Here is a 19,468-nt window from a genome sequence, read left to right on the forward strand (position 1 = left end):
CTGAAAAGATAACGATTTCCACCCGGGAAGCCGTTGTGAATGACAATTTTAACCGCGGGAAATGCCGGGTCTGCCCCGTGCCGGGCGACGGTTCCCCGGTTTGGCCGGGCTGTTGCCTCCACTGTTGGAACGTCCGCCACGGTTCGCGGGTTGTTGCTTGTTGCCAGAAGCGTTGCCCTGGGCAGCCTTGGCCTGTGCGGGTTTACGCTGGGCAGGTTTAGCCGAGGTTAACGCGGCTTCCTGACGACCTGCACCGCTGGCACGGTGACGCTTGTTTTTACCGGCGGGCTTGTGGCCACGGGCAACATCTGCCGAGCGCTGGCCATCTTTGTGCTCAGCCTGAGGCTTAGCTCTTTTGGGCTTATTCGGTTTGCGTTTACGCTTATTGAGGCTGGATTCGGGCAGATTATGTAGCGGCTGAAAACCCAGAACCTCCTCCCGATCAAGTATCCGGCCAATCAGATGCTCGATATCTGACAACTGGTCAAACTCATCAGCGCTGACCAGTGAGATCGCCTGGCCACTGGCACCGGCACGACCGGTACGGCCGATCCGGTGAACATAGTCTTCTGCTACATTGGGCAGGTCAAAGTTAACGACCTGAGGGAGCTGATCAATATCCAGGCCCCGGGCAGCGATGTCGGTTGCCACCAGTACCTGAATTTTACCCTGTTTAAACTCCAGCAGCGCTTTGGTGCGGGCTCCCTGACTTTTATTGCCGTGTATGGCCGCGGCATTGACGCCGCCCGCATCCAGATGCTTACACAGCTGGTTGGCACCGCGTTTAGTGCGGGTAAACACCAGCACCTGATGCCATTGGTGTTCGGCCAGCAGGGCGCTGAATAGTGCCGATTTCTGTTTCTTATCAACCGGGCAGATCCACTGTTTTACATTGGTTGCGGTGGTGTTACGCGGGGTGACAGAGATCTCGACCGGGTTGTTGACCAGCCCTTTGGCCAGATTGCGGATTGAATCGGAGAAGGTGGCTGAAAACATCAGGTTCTGACGCTGTTTAGGCAGCAGGTTGATGATTCTTTTGATGTCATGGATAAAGCCCATATCCAGCATCCGGTCCGCTTCATCCAGCACCAGCACTTCAACTTTGTTGAATTTAACGGCGTTCTGATTATACAGGTCCATCAGACGACCGGGGGTGGCGATCAGAATATCGACCCCTTTGCGCAGCTGCATCATCTGGGGATTGATGCTGACACCACCGAAGACGACTGCGGAGCGCAATGGCAGATGTTTGCCATAGTCCTGCACACTCTCGGCAACCTGTGCAGCCAGTTCCCGGGTCGGGGTCAGTATCAGTGCACGGATCTGGTTGCCCTGGGCGCGTTCGCCACGGCTTAGCAGTTCCAGAAGAGGCAGGGTGAAACCGGCAGTTTTACCGGTACCGGTCTGAGCGGCAGCCATCAGGTCCTTGCCCTCCAGTACAGCGGGAATCGCCTGCGCCTGAATGGGGGAAGGGGTCTCGTAACCTTTATCGGTAACGGCATCAAGTATCGGTGCCGACAGGCCCAGATCAGTAAATTTCATGCACTCTCTCTATCAACAGTATTGTCAAAATGACGAGCGCGAAGGATACAGGAAAGGCCGTGGGATTGGCAGTGATTATAACGTTGCCGTACAACTCAGTTGCCATACTTCGACCGCACCCTCACTGAGGTTGGTGATGACGTTGGGGCCCATCTGCTTAAACGCTTCACCGAGAATCTGAATCGGTGAGACTGGCGGGGCTGCAGGGGATTTTTCACTGTGCTTCTCTTTATCCGCTTGCCGCTGACGCCATTGCAGTGCTTCCTCTGACCAGTTTTCTGCCGTGCTGAGTTGAAAGCCACTTCTCTCCAGCAATGTAGATAGCGTATCAAAGGTAATCAGATGTGACTGATCTGCGGAGCGTGCCCAGGGCACCGGATAGGTCATACGGGCGGAGTGGGGGCCTTCTAATACCTCGTGTAGCAACAGCGATCCATTCCCATCCAGTACTCTCAGACACTCTTGCAGGCAGCGCCCTGTATCCGGAATATTCAGCAGACTGTGCTGCAGAATAATGCAGTCAAAACGGTTGTCAGCAAAGGGCAGTTGTTGCGCATCACAGGTGATTACCGGGGCGGCTGAGTTATCTGTCAGCACGGTCAGAGCGCGGTTCAGGGTATTAAAACGGTGGGTGATATCGATACCAGTCACCTCTGCACTGAAGCGGCTATTGATCATCCGCATCAGTCCGCCTGCACCACTACCTATCTCCAGAATACGTCTGGGTTGCGTCTGTTCCAGCTGTTGCAGGAGCTTTTCTGACGCTTTGATGCCGCCGATATGCAACTGATCGATTGGAGCCAACTGATACAGTGTCGGCCCTGCGGGATAACATTCTTTCAGGGTGTTTAGCAGGGCGGTTTCAGCCATGTGAGCGCTGTAGTGGTGCTCTATATCCATCAGTATTTCCAGTGCAAAAAAGAACAGGGCCCAGCGTAATTTAACCTGACGTTAATACGCTTGAGCCCTGATAGTCTAACGGTAAATCAGCAGGTCAGATATCATCCAGCCCCAATTCTTTGATCGAGATCTCACGCATCTTGAATTTCTGAATCTTGCCAGTCACGGTCATCGGAAACTCATCAACGAACTTAAAGTAGCGCGGAATCTTGAAGTGGGTGATCTGCCCTTTGCAGAAATCCCGCAGCTGCTCCTCGGTGACGCTTTCTGAATCTGCGCTCAGTTTCACCCAGGCGATCAGCTCCTCACCATATTTTTTGTCGGGTACACCGGTAACCTGAACATCGATGATGTTCGGATGGGTATAGAGAAACTCCTCGATCTCTTTCGGATAGACGTTCTCGCCGCCTCGGATCACCATATCTTTGATCCGGCCAACAATCTGGATATAGCCGTCTTCATCCATGGTCGCCAGGTCGCCGGTATGCATCCAGTGGTGCTCATCGATGGCGCTTTTGGTGCCCTCTTCGTTGTTCCAGTATTTGATCATCACACTGTAACCCCGGGTGCATAGTTCACCGATTTCGCCCCGCGGCTGTATCCGCCCGGTCAGAGGATCGATAATTTTACTTTCCAGGTGTGGCTGGGTACGGCCCACGGTGGTGACCTGTTTCTCAAACGGATCATCCGCCCGGGTCTGGGTGGAGACCGGGCTGGTCTCGGTCATGCCGTAAGCGATCTGCACCTCTTTCATATGCATTTTGGAATTGACCGCTTTCATCACCTCGGCGGGGCAGATTGATCCGGCCATAATACCGGTGCGCAGGCTGGAAAGGTCATAGTTATCAAAATCCGGATGATCCAGCTCGGCAATAAACATGGTGGGCACACCATAGAGTGCGGTGGCTTTTTCCTTCTCGACCGCTTCCAGTACCGCTTTCGGTTCAAAACCTTCGGTGGGGTAGATCATGGTTGCGCCGTGCGTCATGCAACCCAGGTTACCCATCACCATGCCAAAGCAGTGGTACAGCGGTACGGGAATGATCAGCCGGTCTTTGTCGGTAAAGTTCTGACTCTCTGCAACAAAGAAGCCATTATTCAGAATATTGTGGTGACTCAGGGTCGCGCCTTTAGGGAAACCGGTGGTGCCAGAGGTGTACTGGATATTGATCGGGTCATCAAACTGCAGGGATGCCTGAATATCCTTAACCTGTTGCAGATCAACCTTGTCAGCTTGCTTCATAAAGGCGTTCCAGCGCCACATGCCGGGATGCTGCTCATCCGCCAGGTTGATGATGCATTCCAGGGTTTTCAGTTTGGCCGACTTAAGCTGCCCAATCTCGCAGTTGTTCAGTTCGGGCGCCAGCTCCAGCAGCATTGCCGTGTAATTGGATGACTTAAAGCTGTCAGCCGTCACCAGAAACTTAGCCCCCGATTGATTCAGGGCATATTCCAGCTCGTGCAGACGGTACGCCGGGTTGATATTCACCAGAATCGCACCAACTTTGGCGGTGGCGAACTGGGTGATCGTCCACTGGGCGGTATTGGGCGACCACATGCCAACACGATCACCGGGCTTAACGCCGATGGCCAGCAGGGCCCGGGCGCACTGTTCAACTTTCTCTTTCAGCTCGGTGTAGGTCCAGCGAATATCCTGATAGTGAACAATCAGCGCATCATTATCGGGATAGGTGGCGCAGATCTCATCAAACTTTTCGCCAATCGTCATGCCCAGCAGGGGAGTGTTGCTGGTGCCACTGGTATAACTGGGTTGTGCATTGCTCATTGCTTCATCCCTTCATTATTTTTATATATTGAGGGTTTAAATATCCGTGCTGTCAGCCTGATCAGCACGGATATCCGCTCATCTGTTTAACGTGCCTGGGAGTGGTATTCAGGGTTAGGTTGCATATCCACGGCGCCTGCTACCCGGTTGGTCATATTGTAAAAGCCGGCTACATTCGCAATATCCCAGATATCCCGGTCGCTGAATCCTGCATCCCGCAGCGCCTGACGATCACTCTCCTCAATACAGTCGGGAGATACCGTCATCTTAACGGCGAAATCCAGCATCGCCCGGTGGCGAGTTGACAGTTCAGCGGCGCGGTAATTGATAGCAAGCAACTCGCCCAGTGCCGGATCGCCAGAATAGTTTCTCACTGCAGCACCGTGGGCGGCGATGCAGTAAAAACAGTGATTCTGAGAGGATACGGCTACCGCTAGCATCTCCCGCTCAAGGGTGGTCAGATTGCTGTCGCCGAACATCATCTCATTGTAGAAACGGGAGAACACCTCCAGCTGAGCCAGGTTCTGACTGTAGGCCTTGAGGACATTGGGGATCATGCCCAGCTTTGCATCGCAAACATCGAAATATTTTTTAACGTCGTCGGGCAGCTCTTCCCGTGACGGGTAGTGCAGGTCCAGCGCGGTAATATGATCAGGTTGAGACATGGTATTACTCCGTATTATTTTTGTCCGTCAGAGCAGATAAGCGGGATTGTTCCGCCCGGGTCCATAAGCAGGAACCTGGATATCTGCTCTATATTAGGGTAAACCCTTACTTTCTTTCAAGAGGAAAGTTTTAAGATCGGATTAAATCTATTCACTGTCCCTTTGTGTTTATTGACAACCGATGGCCAGAGCCACTTTGGAACCGCTGGTGCGACCCAGCTGAGCGGTAATCCAGTGACCGGTCTGCGCCAGTTTTTCAAGATCGACGCCGGTGTCGATGCCCAGCCCATTCAGCATGTAAAGGACATCCTCGGTGGCGACATTGCCTGATGCGCCTTTGGCATAAGGGCAGCCACCCAGACCGGCAACTGAGGCATCGATCACCGCGATCCCTTCCTCGATCACCGCATACAGATTCGCCAGGGCTTGTCCGTAAGTGTCATGGAAGTGTGCTGCCAGCTTCTCTATAGGCACTTGCTTGCTCACTGCTTCCAGCATCTGCTTGGCTTTAAGCGGCGTACCAGTGCCAATGGTGTCGCCCAAAGAGATCTCATAGCAGCCCATATCCAGTAACTCACGGCTGACAGCAGCCACCTGAGCGGGATCTGTCTCTCCCTCATAAGGACAGCCCATCACCGTGGAAACATAGCCACGCACCCGGATATTGCAGGCTTGAGCCCGTTCAATCACCGGGGCAAAGCGTTCCAGACTTTCACTGATCGAACAGTTGATATTCTTTTGGGTGAACGCTTCAGAGGCTGCGCCGAAGACAGCAACCTCATCAGCGCCCGCAGCGATGGCGCCCTCAAGTCCTTGCAGGTTGGGTGTCAGTGCAGAGTAGGTCACTCCCGCTTTACGGTTGATACCGTTCATAACGGCAGCGGCATCGCCCATCTGCGGCACCCATTTGGGCGACACAAAGCTGGCCGCTTCAATATGACGCAGCCCGCACTCACTCAGCCGGTTGATCAGCTCTATCTTAATGGCCGTATCAATCACCGCTCCAGGCTCGTTCTGCAAACCGTCACGGGCTCCCATTTCGAACAGGCGAAGATGTGTTGGAAATGCCATCGTTATGCCTCCGTTACATCCAGAGAGATCAGTTCCGCACCATCTTCAACCAGATCGCCTTCAGCGAAATAGATCTCAGCAACCGTGCCGTCATGGGGTGCTTTCAGACTGTGTTCCATCTTCATCGCTTCCATAATCACCAGCGTGTCTCCAGCTTTAACCGCTTGTCCCGCTTCAACCAGTACCGCGACTACCGCACCATTCATGGGGGCTGTCAGGCTGTTATCGCCAGCCTGATCATCACTGCCAAAGGTTTCCCGGTGCTGCTCACAGATAAACTGTTCGCCTTCGTGGAACAGGGTGAGCTGATCGCCATCGTTAAACAGGTGCACGCTAAGGCGGTGACCATTGATCACCACATCCAGCAGATCATCATTCAGCTGCGCGGTGACCTGGTAGCTGGCATCATCGATCTGTACCTGATACTGACCTTTATTGCCGCCTTCCAGAATGCTTAACTGGTAGTCGGTGTCAGCATGGATCAGTGTCAGCGGGCGGGCATATTCTGAGTTAAGCCGCCAGCTGTTCTGATAACCGAAGGGTGAATAAGGGTCGTCCGGGTTATTGGCCTGCTGCTTGGTTTTTTCACTGAAGAAACAAGCCGCCATGACCAGACAGAATGCGCTGTTCAGATTGCTGGCCGGAAACAGCAATGCTTCATGTTTATCAATAAAGCCGGTATCCAGATCCAGCGCCTTAAAGGGCGCACTGCCTGCCAGATTACGCAGGAAGCGCAGATTAGTTTTCAGGCCGCTGATGCGGTACTCCTCCAGCGCCTGCTCCATCCGCGCAATGGCCCGGTCACGGTTATCATCCCAGACGATCAGTTTGGCGATCATCGGATCATAGAAGACACTTACCTCATCGCCTTCCACCACGCCGGTATCTACCCGAACATGCTGGCTTTCCTGCGGAGTGCGCAGATAACGCAGGATGCCGGTGGCGGGCAGGAAATCGTTATCAGGGTCTTCCGCATACACCCGGGCTTCCAGTGCATGACCATTGATACGGATCTCGTCCTGCTGCAACGGCAGCGGTTCGCCACTGGCTATCCGCAGCTGCCACTCCACCAGATCCTGCCCGGTAATCAGCTCGGTAACCGGATGCTCAACCTGCAGGCGGGTGTTCATCTCCATAAAGTAGAAGGAACCATCCACGTCATAGAGAAACTCAACCGTACCTGCACCCACATAATCGATCGCCTGAGCGGCGCGCACCGCTGCTTCACCCATCGCCTTACGGGTTGTATCGGACAGGTTAGGGGCTGGCGCTTCCTCGATCACTTTCTGGTGACGACGCTGCACCGAACAGTCCCGCTCCGCCAGATAAACGCCGTTGCCCTGTTTATCGCAGAACACCTGGATCTCAACATGACGGGGTTGGGTGAGGTAACGCTCAATCAGCATATCCGGGTTGCCAAAGGCGTTTTTCGCCTCACGACAGGCGGATTTCAGCGCTTCATCAAACTCATCAATAGAGTTAACCACCCGCATCCCTTTACCGCCGCCGCCAGCCACCGCTTTCAACAGTTGGGGAAAGCCGCAACGCACCGATTCCTCTTTCAGTAGTGCCGGGGACTGATCTTCGCCATGATAACCCGGCACCAGTGGCACCGCTGCGTGAGACATAATCTCTTTGGCGGCGGATTTGGAGCCCATCGCTTCAATCGCGCTCGTGGGTGGCCCGATAAACTCGATACCGTTATCGAAACAGGCGCGGGCAAACTCGGCGTTCTCTGAGAGGAAACCATAACCCGGGTGGATCGCCTGAGCGCCGGACTGTTTGGCGATCTCAAGAATCTTGTCACCGCGCAGGTAACTTTCGCTGCTGGGGGCAGGCCCCAGCAGAAAGGCTTCATCCGCCATCGCCACGTGACGGGCGTTTTTATCGGCTTCAGAGTAGACAGCAACACAACGGATACCCAGACGGTGAGCGGTCTGAATAACCCGGCAGGCGATCTCCCCACGGTTGGCAATTAGAATTTTATTAAACATGCCGCTTACTCCTGAATCCAGTTCGGTTTACGCTTCTGCAGGAAGGAGCTGAGTCCTTCCTGACCTTCGTCGCTGACGCGGATATCTGCGATGCGACGGGCCGTGTCATCGATCACTTCGCTGGTGATCTCTTTCTGGCTGACGGCATAGATAAGCTGTTTAGCGGCTTTCATCCCCTGGGGGCTGTTTTTTTGTAGCGAGGCGATAAACCGGTCGCAGGCTTCGTCCAGTTGCTCAACGTTTTCCACCACTTCATGCACCAGCCCAAACTGTTGCGCAGCCTGGGCGCTGAACAGTTCTGCGGTAAGGAAATAGCGGCGTGACTGACGTTCACCAATGGCACGTACCACATAGGGGCTGATCACGGCGGGAATCAGTCCGATTTTGACTTCTGAAAGACAGAATGAACTGCTCTCGGCGGCAATCACGATATCGCAGCAGGCGGCCAGACCGACGGCACCACCGTAGGCGGCGCCCTGAATCAGGGCGATGGTGGGTTTGCTGTGGTTGTGCAGCAGTTCCATCAGTTTTGCCAGACGGCCGGCATCCACCATGTTTTCTTCATGGGTGTTGTTGGCCATCCGCTTCATCCAGCCCAGGTCGGCACCGGCAGAAAAGTTCTTACCCCGGGAGCGCAGCACCAATACCCGCACTTCAGGGTCTTCATGGGTGGCTTCAAGGCTGTGGATCAGCTGTTCGATTACACCATCATCAAAAGCATTGTGCACCTCTGGGCGGTTGATAATCAGTTCGGCAACGCCGTTGGCGCTTTTTTCCAACAGCACCAGTTGTTGTGTATTGATTGTCATTGTCTGATCCTCCATCACATCCGGAATACACCGAAGCGGGTGTCACCCACCGGCTTATTAAGTGCGGCAGAGAGACTCATGCCGATCACATCGCGGGTTTGTTTTGGATCGATAACGCCGTCATCCCAGAGACGGGCAGAAGCGTAGTAGGGGTGTCCCTGATGCTCATAGGTATCGATGATCGGTTTTTTGAAATCGCTTTCATCTTCAGCCGACCACTGTTCACCGGTACGGTTCATATTATCCCGTTTAACGGTTGCCAGAACCCCTGCTGCCTGTTCGCCGCCCATCACTGAGATGCGGGCGTTAGGCCACATAAACATCAGGTTAGGGCTGTAGGCCCGGCCGCACATGCCGTAGTTGCCGGCACCAAAACTGCCGCCGATCAGTACGGTAAATTTAGGCACATCGGCACAGGCCACCGCCATCACCATCTTCGCGCCATGCTTGGCGATACCCTCTGATTCATATTTCTGCCCCACCATAAAGCCGGTGATGTTTTGCAGGAACAGCAGCGGGATTTTGCGCTGGCAGCACAGCTCGATAAAGTGGGCGCCTTTCTGCGCTGACTCACCAAAGAGAATACCGTTGTTGGCGATGATGCCAACGGGATAACCGTGGATATGGGCAAATCCGGTCACCAGTGTGGTGCCGTAGAGTTTTTTAAACTCATCAAATTCAGAACCATCGACGATGCGGGCAATCACTTCGCGAACATCGTAGGGTTTTCTCAGGTCGGTACCGACAATGCCGTACAGCTCATCAGCCGGGTAGAGCGGTTCTTTGGGGGCCTGAGTTTTAATGTTGATCTCTTTGCGGCGGTTCAGGTTGGCCACGCAGGTGCGGGCGATCTCCAGCGCATGCTGATCGTTTTCGGCGTAATGGTCGGCGACCCCGGAAACTTTACAGTGCACATCGGCACCGCCCAGATCTTCGGCGCTGACGACTTCACCGGTTGCGGCTTTTACCAGAGGTGGTCCAGCCAGGAAGATAGTGCCCTGATTGCGCACAATAATGGATTCATCCGCCATCGCCGGAACATAAGCGCCACCCGCAGTACAGAGGCCCATAACGACGGCGATCTGGGGAATCCCTTTGGCAGACATGCGCGCCTGGTTATAGAAGATGCGGCCGAAATGATCGCGGTCGGGGAAAACATCATCCTGTTGTGGCAGGTTGGCGCCACCGGAATCCACCAGATAGATACAGGGCAGGTGATTCTGTTCGGCGATCTCCTGTGCCCGCAGATGTTTTTTCACCGTCAGTGGGAAATAGGTGCCGCCCTTAACGGTGGCATCGTTGGCGATAATCATACACTCAACGCCACTGACACGGCCGATACCGGTAATGATGCCCGCAGCGGGTACATCGTCATCGTAGACCTTATAGGCGGCCAGTTGTGACAGCTCTAACAGGGGCGAGCCTTCGTCCAGCAGGGCGTTGATCCGTTCCCGGGGCAGCAGTTTACCGCGGGAGAGGTGACGTTCCTGATATTTGGCGCCGCCACCCTGATGAATCTGTGCTGCTTTATCCCGCAGGTCGCCGACAATTGCGTCCATGGCGTCGTAGTTAGCACGAAACTCTTCTGCGCGGGGATTAATTTTTGTTTTTATCGTTGCCATTACATCTCTCCGGCGTCACTGTTAACACCTCTCTCAGAGCCGTTGGATAATCTGTTCATCCGTCACGCCTGTCTGATCAATGTTAAAAGACGCCTTGTCTGAATTCGTCATGATTCACAGTGAAAAAGTGGGGAGGTGCAGAACACCCTTCCCCATAAAGTCCACTGATGGAAAACGGGTTTACTTATTCAGGAACAGCTCACGACCGATCAGCATCCGGCGGATCTCCGATGTACCGGCACCGATCTCATAGAGTTTCGCATCACGCAGCAGGCGACCGGTGGGGAACTCGTTAATATAGCCATTGCCGCCGAGCAGCTGGATCGCATCCAGGGCAATTTTGGTGGCCATCTCTGCGGTATAGAGGATGACGGCTGCACAGTCCTTACGGGAAGTTTCACCGCGCATCGCGGCATTGGCGACGGTGTAAGCATAGGACTTGGAGGCGTTCATCAGCGTGTACATATCGGCCACTTTGCCCTGTACCATTTCGAACTCGCCAATCGCTTTACCAAACTGTACCCGGTCGCGGGTATAGGGGATGGTGATATCCATTGCCGCCTGCATGATACCCAGTGGGCCACCGGCCAGCACCAGACGCTCATAGTCCAGACCCGACATCAGCACCTTAACACCACCGTTCAGTTCGCCAAGAATGTTCTCTTTAGGCACCGGGCAATCCTGGAAAACCAGCTCGCAGGTGTTGGAGCCGCGCATTCCCAGTTTGTCCAGTTTCTGATGACGGGAGAAACCAGGATAATCACGCTCAACGATAAAGGCGGTGATCCCTTTAGGCCCGGCAGTCAGATCGGTCTTGGCATAGATGACATAGGTGTTGGCATCAGGACCGTTGGTGATCCACATCTTGTTGCCATTGAGCAGGTAGTGGTCACCGTTGTCGCGCGCCGTCAGTTTCATTGAAACCACATCGGAACCAGCATTCGGCTCAGACATCGCCAGCGCGCCGATATGTTCGCCGCTGATCAGTTTTGGCAGATATTTGAGCTTCTGCTCATGGGTACCATTGCGGTGGATCTGATTAACACAGAGGTTAGAGTGGGCACCGTAAGAGAGGCCAACAGAGGCTGAAGCACGGCTGATCTCTTCCATCGCGATCATGTGTGCCAGATAGCCCATCTCGACACCGCCATACTCCTCTTTCACGGTAATACCCAGCAGACCCATATCACCGAATTTACGCCACAGATCATTGGGGAACTCATTATCATGATCGATCTGCTCGGCGCGGGGAGCGATCTCCTGTGCAGCAAAACTGTTAATCTGCTCCCGCAGCATATCCAGAGTTTCGCCGAGTCCGAAATTAAGTGAGCTGTACTGTGCAATCATTTTCTGTCCACCTGGCTTAGGGAGTCGATAGGGCAGGTTTGTTGTCGCTGCCGTTTTCGTCTCCGGTTTGTGTTTATTGTTGTTACTACGTTATTGATCAATCTTTATCTGCTGACCTGCTTGGGCGGTCTAGAGCGTTTTCTCCGTCAGATCAGCCATCGCTTCGCGGCAGCGACTCTCTGCGCTGTCCAGTTCCAGTTGAAGCATGGCGATATCATTTAACTGCTGTTCAAGGGCTGCTTTCTTTTCTTCAATTTTAGCCATCAGCAGCTGCAGCTGTTTCATACTGCCGGTCGGGGTTTCATCCCATAGAGCAAACAGTTCCCGGGTTTCCGCCAGCGAGAAGCCGAGCCGCTTACCCCTGAGAATCAGCTTCAACCGCACTCGGTCCTGGGCACTGTAGATGCGCGTTTGCCCACGGCGGGTGGGGAAGAGCAGTTGCTGGTCTTCATAAAAGCGAATGCTGCGTGTGGTGACATCAAACTCACTTGCCAGCTCACTGATAGAAAAAGTACGTGTGTTCATAATCTGCTTCCTGACGCTTATGGGATTAAATGTAGCGGAAGTTTACGTAAACGTAAAGTATGTTTTTTAAATTGCCCTGAATGTTACATTTCGTAGGATTGTTCTTAAGTTATTGATATATAAATATAAATATCATTTATTTTATGTGGAGACACTTCTTATTATACTAAAGTAGTACTTGTTATCCTGTAGGGGAAATTGCTAACTTGGCTCCAAGGCTGACATGGGCAAAGCGTTATTTTGTCCATCCGATAATAAAAACAAATATATGTGAGGCTGGTTCTGCATGAGTGCCGACTACGTTCTCGAAACCAGGAATCTGGTTAAGGAATTCAAGGGCTTTACCGCCGTTGACGATGTAAATCTTCAGGTTGAGCGGGGAACAATACACGCGCTGATCGGCCCTAATGGCGCCGGTAAGACAACGGTATTTAACCTGCTGACGAAATTTCTGACACCCTCCCGAGGCACTATTCTCTACAACGGTGAAGATATCACCTATATGAAATCCGCTGCGATCGCCCGTAAAGGGATTGTGCGTTCATTTCAGATCTCTGCTGTGTTCCCACACCTCTCAGTGCTTGAGAATGTGCGCATCGCCCTGCAACGAAAAGAGGGCAACAGCTTTCATTTCTGGAAGTCGGAAAAGGTTTTGCAAAAACTCGATGCCCGGGCTCTTGAACTGCTGGATGAGGTGGGGCTGAAAGGCTATGCCAACACCGTGACTGTGGATCTGCCCTATGGTCGCAAACGCGCATTGGAGATCGCGACCACTTTAGCGCTGGACCCCGAGATGCTGCTGCTGGATGAACCGACCCAGGGCATGGGCCACGAAGATGTCAGTGTGGTGGCCGATCTGATTAAAAAAGTCTCGGCGAACCGTACCATTCTGATGGTTGAGCATAACCTGCATGTGGTGGCTCAGCTGGCCGACAAGATTACCGTATTACAACGAGGCGCCATTCTTACCGAGGGCGACTATGCAACCGTGTCTCAGGATCCCCGTGTCCGTGAAGCCTATATGGGGGTTGAAGCGGATGACGAGGTGGCTAATGCCATTGCCGCAGAAACCGCTGCCGCGAATGCTGCGAAGAAGGAGGACGTTGCATGAGCTCAACAGGTGAAAAGCTGCGTATCAGCGATCTGCATGCCTACTATGGTGAATCTCATATTCTCCATGGCATCGACATGACCATCATGCAGGGGGAGTTGGTGACCCTGCTGGGACGCAACGGCGCCGGCCGGTCGACCACGCTGAAAGCGATTATGAACATGGTGGGGCGGCGTACCGGCAAGATCAATATCAATGGTAATGAAACCATCGGTATGGCCGCTCATAAGATCGCCCATCTGGGGGTGGGGTACTGCCCTGAAGAGCGGGGCATCTTCTCCAGTCTGAATGTGGAAGAGAACCTGATGCTGCCGCCCAACGTTCGCTCCGATGGTATGAGCGTTGAAGAGATTTATGACATTTTCCCCAACCTGGCTGAACGTCGTTATAGCCAGGGGACCCGCCTCTCCGGCGGGGAGCAGCAGATGCTGGCGATGGCCCGCATTCTGCGAACCGGTGCAAATATTCTGTTACTCGATGAGATTACAGAGGGGCTGGCTCCGGTCATTGTGCAAAAACTGGCTGAGGTTCTGGTGATGCTCAAGGAGCGGGGCCTGACAGTTTTGCTGGTTGAACAGAACTTCCGTTTTGCTGCGCCTATCGCTGATCGTCACTACGTTATGGAACATGGTCATATCGTAGAAGAGGTTCAGAAGCATGAGCTGGAAGCAAAAACGGAACTGTTGAATACCTATCTGGGGGTTTAAAGCCCGAAAACGCGTTGTAGTAAAAAAGCTCTAAACATGAAGTTCGATAAAAATAACAAGTTCTCAAGCAGGAGTGACAAAATGAAAGCAATGAAGAAGACCCTACTGGCTGTAGCGATGAGCGTGGCCGCAGCCACCGGTGTTCAGGCCGAAGGCATCTCTAACGATGTGGTTAAAATCGGTGTTCTGGCGGATATGGGCGGCGTATATGCTGATATCTGTGGCCAGGGCTGTGTTACCGCCGTCGAGATGGCGGTCGAAGATTTTGGCGGCACCGTACTCGGTAAGCCAATCGAGATTGTTAGTGCTGATGACCAGAACAAGCCGGATGTAGGCTCTGCGAAAGTGCGTCAGTGGATCGAAGATGAGAATGTTGATGTGGTAACCGGCCTGGTAGCCTCATCGGTAACAGGTGCCGTGACTAAAGTGCTGACCGACGCTAAGAAGATCGCGCTGATCTCGGCTTCTGCCAGTAATGCTTTCACCACTAAAGCCTGTTCTCCCTACAATGCACACTGGACCTATAACGTAGCGGCACTGGCAAACGGTACCGTTAAGCCGATGGTTGAATCCGGTAAGAAGAAGTGGTTCTTCATCACAGCAGACTATGCTTTTGGTCACGCGCTGGAAGGGATTGCCACTAAGGTTATCGAATCCAGTGGTGGTGAAGTCGTTGGGGCTGTACGCGCACCGTTAGGCACCACTGACTTCTCCTCTTATGTTCTGCAGGCGCAGGCTTCAGGTGCTGATGTGGTTGGTCTGGCAAACGCCGGTACTGACTTCGTTAACTCGCTGAAAACCGCTGCAGAGTTTGGTCTGACTGAAACCACTGATGTTGCTGGCTTGCTGGTATTCACCCCTAACGCCCAGGCGCTTGATCCTGCTATCGCTGCAGGCATGAAGGCGACTACTGGCTTCTACTGGGATATGGATGACCAGACCCGTGAATGGTCTGCCCGGTTTAAAGCGCGTCACGGTTCTATCCCTGCTATGCCGCACGCGGGTGCTTACTCTATGACCATGCACTATCTCAATGCCATTAAAGCGGCGGGTACGGATGACTCCGATGCGGTTATGAAGCAGATGAAGGCCACTAAGCCGGATGATTTCTTCGCCCGTAATGCCTACCTGCGTAACGATGGCCGGATGGTTCACGATATGCTGCTGGTGAGCATCAAAGATGCTGCAAGCCGTAAGTCTGCCGATGATATTTACAACATCGAAGCGACTATCCCCGGTGATGTTGCGTTTAATCCGATGCTGCCTGAGTGTGATTTCAAGTAATTCTTAAGCAATAGCCTGAAATCAGGAGGGCGTGCAGCGCCGCTGCATACCCTCCGGTCTTTTCATAAAAAGTAAGTCTGAAAGGACTGTATGTAACCGGCTTGAAGGGGACGGTTACATACACCATCTTTGCTTCTCTGGGTGATGTTATGGCGACGATATTTGGTATAAATCTGTTTGCGCTGTCGGGACAGCTGCTGGTGGGGCTGATCAACGGCTCATTCTATGCACTGCTGAGTCTCGGTCTGGCGATTATTTTTGGTCTGTTAAAAATCATAAACTTCGCGCAGGGCGCGATGTATATGCTCGGCGCTTTCTTTGCCTGGATGGCTCTCAATTATATGGGCATCAATTACTGGTGGGCGCTGCTGCTGGTGCCGCTGGCGGTTGGTGTTCTGGCGATCCTGATGGAGCGCTTTCTGGTGCGTCCCATCGCCAATGAGGATCACCTCTATAGTTTGTTGCTGACCTTTGGGGTCGCTCTGGTGCTGCAAGGGCTGTTTACCCATTTCTATGGTTCTTCCGGTCTGCCTTATCAGATTCCGGCTGAACTGAAAGGCGGTACCAAGTTACCGTTTATGTACCTGCCGAACTACCGAGCCTGGATCATCGTCAGCTCGCTGGTGGTCTGCTTCAGCACCTGGTGGGTGATCGAAAAAACCAAGCTGGGCGCCTATCTGCGAGCGGGTACGGAAAATCCTCAACTGATGCAGGGCTTCGGTATCAATGTGCCGCTGATCACCACGCTGACCTTTGGCTTTGGGGTGGCACTGGCCGCTTTTGCCGGGGTGCTGGCGGCGCCGGTGTATTCCGTGAGTCCGGAGATGGGCTCCAATATTCTGATCGTGGTGTTTGCCATTGTGGTTATTGGTGGGATGGGCTCGATTGGTGGGGCGATTCTTACCGGTCTGATGATGGGGGTCGTTGAAGGGCTGACGAAGTTTTTCTATCCGGAAGCATCCACTACCGTCATCTTCCTGTTTATGGTGATCGTGCTGTTGGTTAAGCCGGCCGGTCTGTTTGGTAAAGAGGCCTGAGCCATCTGGCAGGGGATAAATGAGATGATAAAAATAAATAAGCTCTATCTGTTTCTGATCGTCATAGCACTGGTGGCACCGAGCCTTGTCTATCCGGTTTTTCTGATGAAACTGCTGTGTTTCGCGCTGTTTGCCTGTGCTTTCAACCTGTTGCTGGGCTTTGTTGGCTTGCTGTCTTTTGGTCATGCGGTGTTTCTTGGAACCGGCGGTTATATCACCGGTTATCTGATGCTGCACACCGGCCTGACGCCGGAACTGGGAATTCTGGCGGGAACCCTGGGGGCCGGGCTGCTGGGTGCTGTTTACGGCAAGCTGGCAGTCAAGCGCGAGGGAATCTACTTTGCTATGGTGACCCTGGCGCTGGCGCAGCTGGCGTTCTTTTTCTACCTGCAGGCGCCCTTTACCGGTGGTGAAGATGGCTTGCAGGGGGTCCCCCGCGGAGCGCTGTTTGGCCTGATCGACCTGAATGATAACTTTGCTATGTATTACTTTGTGCTGGCGATCTTTATCTTCGGCTTCTGGCTGGTGCAGCGTACGGTGCATTCACCTTTCGGGCAGATCCTCAAAGCGATCCGGGAAAATGAACCCCGTGCGGTATCGTTGGGCTACAACGTCAATGATTACAAGTGGGTGGCCTTTATTATCTCCTCGGCGCTGGCAGGGCTGGCCGGTTCAACAAAAACGCTGGTATTCCAGCTGGCGTCGCTGACCGATGTTCACTGGCATATGTCAGGGGAAGTAGTCCTGATGACCCTGTTGGGCGGTATGGGCACCATCTTCGGACCGCTGGTGGGTGCCGGGGTGGTGATCTCGATTCAGAATATGCTTTCTGGCGGTGAGCTGGGCAACTATATTCATATCATCATGGGCCTTATCTTTATCGTCTGTGTGCTGGCATTCCGCAGCGGTATTGTCGGAGAGTTCCAGAAGCTGGTTAAAAAGAACTTTGGTTAACTATTATTAAGTTGAAAAGGGTGCCGCCTGGCGCCCTTTTTGGCTTATTACCTTTTGAGTAATTGCATTTCGTAACATGGTTGTGGGATTGGAGAGATTTATGAGTCAGGATTCAATTGTAATTGTCAGCGCGGCCCGTACCCCAATGGGTGGCATGATGGGGGCTCTGAGTGAGGTGCGCTCTCCTGATCTGTGCGCTACTGCGATTAAAGCAGCGCTTGAACGTGCGGCTCTTCAGGGCAGTGATATTGATGAAGTGATTATGGGGTGCGTTCTTCCCGCCGGGCTGGGTCAGGCACCCGCCCGTCAGGCGGCCCGCGCGGCGGGTATACACGATGGGGCAGGGGCCACCACGGTCAACAAGATGTGCGGTTCCGGTATGAAAGCGGTGATGCTGGCCCATGATCAGCTGAAAGCCGGCCAGGTCGATATTATGGTGGCCGGCGGCATGGAAAATATGAGCCTGTCACCCTATCTGCTGCCTAAGGCCCGTGCCGGTATGCGTATGGGACATCAGCAGGTAATTGATCATATGTTTTTCGATGGCCTGGAAGACGCCTACGAAGGCGGCCTGATGGGCAGTTTCGCCCAGAAGAGCGCCGATGATTTCAACGTCACCCGCGAGGCGATGGATGATTTCGCTATCGGCTCACTGGACAAAGCGCTGGCGGCCATTGAGAGCGGTGCTTTCAAAGATGAGATTGCCGCGGTGACAGTGAAAACCCGACAGGGTGACACGCTGGTTGATACCGATGAACAGCCGGGCAATGCCCGCAAAGATAAGATCCGTCAGCTGAAACCTGCGTTCAAAAAAGACGGTACCATCACCGCAGCCAACTCCAGCTCCATCTCCGATGGTGGTTCGGCGCTGGTGCTGATGCGTGAATCCGAAGCACAGAAACGCGGTTTACAACCGCTGGCTCGGATCGTCGCCCATTCAACCCATGCTCAGCTGCCCGCCGAGTTTACCATCGCGCCGATCGGTGCCATTGATAAAGTACTGACCCGGGCAGGCTGGAGCAAAGACGAGGTTGATCTCTATGAAATCAACGAAGCCTTCGCCGTCGTCACCATGCTGGCGATCAGTGAACTGGGGCTGGATGCGTCAAAAGTCAACGTTAACGGCGGTGCCTGTGCACTGGGTCACCCCATCGGCTCATCCGGTTCCCGCATTCTGGTCACGCTGCTCTACGCACTGAAAAATCAGGGTAAGAAAAAGGGCATCGCCTCGCTCTGTATCGGTGGCGGTGAAGCCACCGCGGTTGCGGTCGAGATGTTATAGACCGGTTGAGTGTTTAAAAAGGCTGATGCAGAGATGTGTCGGCCTTTTTTAATAAAGCTGAGAAAGTAGCTAGATCGCGGCTGCGCCGCTGGCTAGTGGCTAGTGGTTAGAATGTCACACAAAGCGTGACTTGCTCATTGCTTGAGCGTCAAAAACAGGGTGTCGCCAGGGGCGTGGGTTAGGGAAAGTGAAGATCTTTAAAACAGTGGCTTAATGCGCTTTTATCTTATCGCTTTCTATGCAAGTATTGATCAATCAAGGGGTAACAACACCTCAGCTCAGGGAGTCAGAGTGAGAATAAATCTTATTAATGGTCATTTTGTCGTATTTCTGCAGATATACGACAAACTGTCGTGTTTCCACAAAGTAGAATCTTTATATAAATCATTAAAATTCAGATGGTTGGGTGGGATTTCTAACCTGATTAGATACTGTGATATACGACAACTTGTCGTATTTCTCCAAATCCGTTGTCGTATATTTAGCTGTTAAGCGAATACGTTAAGGTGTGCGATGGAACATTTGACTATATATTTTAAACATGGATTGCGAGACATTATTCCTTATCATAATTATATTAAATTGGCTAAGGAAGAAATCGTAAGAGCAGGTCTAGGAGAATATCTCGGTGATGATATGGCAATTGATGGCGGTGACGCAGAGGCGGTCTTTTCTTGTGAAAATTCGATTGAATTATTTGAATATTTAAAAACAGGGTTGGTGGCTTTACCTTTCATGCGTGGCGCAAAAATTACACTTACTTTCGGTGAATTAGAAACGAAAGCACCCGAAAAGGTATTCTATATATGAAACATTACTCATCGCTTAACAA

At 52.9% G+C, this 19,468-nt stretch carries 17 protein-coding genes; 7 read left to right on the forward strand and 10 right to left on the reverse strand.

Features of this window, described 5'->3' with window-relative positions; genetic code table 11:
* Positions 1–48: 48 nt before the first annotated feature.
* The 10 genes from OCU43_RS08725 to OCU43_RS08770 all read right to left on the reverse strand — a co-directional run bounded on the left by OCU43_RS08725 (position 49) and on the right by OCU43_RS08770 (position 12,261).
* The gene (locus OCU43_RS08725) at positions 49–1,542 is read right to left on the reverse strand and encodes a DEAD/DEAH box helicase (protein ID WP_091353543.1); all 1,494 of its coding nucleotides are present in this window, start codon (positions 1,540–1,542) and stop codon (positions 49–51) included.
* 75 nt (positions 1,543–1,617) lie between these two features.
* Positions 1,618–2,442 carry a class I SAM-dependent methyltransferase gene (locus tag OCU43_RS08730; RefSeq protein WP_091353545.1) on the reverse strand — a complete coding sequence of 275 codons (825 nt, stop codon included), beginning with the start codon at positions 2,440–2,442 and terminating at the stop codon, positions 1,618–1,620.
* A gap of 94 nt (positions 2,443–2,536) precedes the next feature.
* On the reverse strand, positions 2,537–4,228 hold the full coding sequence (locus tag OCU43_RS08735) for an AMP-binding protein (protein ID WP_091353548.1): 1,692 nt from the start codon (positions 4,226–4,228) through the stop codon (positions 2,537–2,539).
* Between the two features lie 86 nt (positions 4,229–4,314).
* Positions 4,315–4,893: a peroxidase-related enzyme gene (locus OCU43_RS08740; RefSeq protein ID WP_091353549.1), complete on the reverse strand. Its 579-nt coding sequence runs from the start codon at positions 4,891–4,893 to the stop codon at positions 4,315–4,317.
* A gap of 168 nt (positions 4,894–5,061) precedes the next feature.
* Positions 5,062–5,964 carry a hydroxymethylglutaryl-CoA lyase gene (locus OCU43_RS08745; protein WP_091353552.1) on the reverse strand — a complete coding sequence of 301 codons (903 nt, stop codon included), beginning with the start codon at positions 5,962–5,964 and terminating at the stop codon, positions 5,062–5,064.
* A gap of 2 nt (positions 5,965–5,966) precedes the next feature.
* A complete protein-coding gene (locus tag OCU43_RS08750; RefSeq protein WP_091353555.1) occupies positions 5,967–7,958 on the reverse strand; it encodes an acetyl/propionyl/methylcrotonyl-CoA carboxylase subunit alpha in 1,992 nt (663 codons plus the stop codon).
* A 5-nt stretch (positions 7,959–7,963) separates the two neighbouring features.
* The gene (locus tag OCU43_RS08755; protein WP_091353949.1) at positions 7,964–8,767 is read right to left on the reverse strand and encodes an enoyl-CoA hydratase/isomerase family protein; all 804 of its coding nucleotides are present in this window, start codon (positions 8,765–8,767) and stop codon (positions 7,964–7,966) included.
* Between the two features lie 14 nt (positions 8,768–8,781).
* Positions 8,782–10,389, reverse strand: a complete 1,608-nt coding sequence (locus OCU43_RS08760) for a carboxyl transferase domain-containing protein (RefSeq protein WP_091353557.1) — start codon at positions 10,387–10,389, stop codon at positions 8,782–8,784.
* 180 nt (positions 10,390–10,569) lie between these two features.
* The gene (locus tag OCU43_RS08765; RefSeq protein WP_091353560.1) at positions 10,570–11,736 is read right to left on the reverse strand and encodes an isovaleryl-CoA dehydrogenase; all 1,167 of its coding nucleotides are present in this window, start codon (positions 11,734–11,736) and stop codon (positions 10,570–10,572) included.
* Between the two features lie 129 nt (positions 11,737–11,865).
* Complete coding sequence (locus OCU43_RS08770) at positions 11,866–12,261, reverse strand: MerR family transcriptional regulator (RefSeq protein WP_091353561.1); 396 nt, start codon at positions 12,259–12,261, stop codon at positions 11,866–11,868.
* Between the two features lie 286 nt (positions 12,262–12,547).
* On the opposite strand from OCU43_RS08770, the gene OCU43_RS08775 reads away from it, so the two are divergent.
* The 7 genes from OCU43_RS08775 (at position 12,548) to OCU43_RS08805 (ending at position 19,446) form a co-directional block, all read left to right on the forward strand.
* Positions 12,548–13,372, forward strand: coding sequence for an ABC transporter ATP-binding protein (locus OCU43_RS08775; RefSeq protein WP_091353564.1), 825 nt, complete (start codon positions 12,548–12,550; stop codon positions 13,370–13,372).
* Complete coding sequence (locus OCU43_RS08780; protein ID WP_091353567.1) at positions 13,369–14,079, forward strand: ABC transporter ATP-binding protein; 711 nt, start codon at positions 13,369–13,371, stop codon at positions 14,077–14,079. The genes OCU43_RS08775 and OCU43_RS08780 overlap by 4 nt, the downstream gene beginning before the upstream one ends.
* 81 nt (positions 14,080–14,160) lie before the next feature.
* The gene (locus OCU43_RS08785; RefSeq protein ID WP_091353570.1) at positions 14,161–15,363 is read left to right on the forward strand and encodes an ABC transporter substrate-binding protein; all 1,203 of its coding nucleotides are present in this window, start codon (positions 14,161–14,163) and stop codon (positions 15,361–15,363) included.
* Between the two features lie 149 nt (positions 15,364–15,512).
* Positions 15,513–16,400, forward strand: a complete 888-nt coding sequence (locus OCU43_RS08790; RefSeq protein ID WP_091353573.1) for a branched-chain amino acid ABC transporter permease — start codon at positions 15,513–15,515, stop codon at positions 16,398–16,400.
* 24 nt (positions 16,401–16,424) lie between these two features.
* Entirely contained in the window at positions 16,425–17,354 is a 930-nt protein-coding gene (locus tag OCU43_RS08795; RefSeq protein WP_091353576.1) for a branched-chain amino acid ABC transporter permease, read from the forward strand.
* 100 nt (positions 17,355–17,454) lie between these two features.
* On the forward strand, positions 17,455–18,636 hold the full coding sequence (locus OCU43_RS08800) for an acetyl-CoA C-acyltransferase (RefSeq protein ID WP_091353579.1): 1,182 nt from the start codon (positions 17,455–17,457) through the stop codon (positions 18,634–18,636).
* Between the two features lie 513 nt (positions 18,637–19,149).
* Positions 19,150–19,446, forward strand: coding sequence for a hypothetical protein (locus OCU43_RS08805; protein ID WP_091353582.1), 297 nt, complete (start codon positions 19,150–19,152; stop codon positions 19,444–19,446).
* Positions 19,447–19,468 lie beyond the last annotated feature (22 nt).

It is taken from the genome of Amphritea atlantica, assembly GCF_024347255.1.
GTDB classification, from domain to species: domain Bacteria; phylum Pseudomonadota; class Gammaproteobacteria; order Pseudomonadales; family Balneatricaceae; genus Amphritea; species Amphritea atlantica.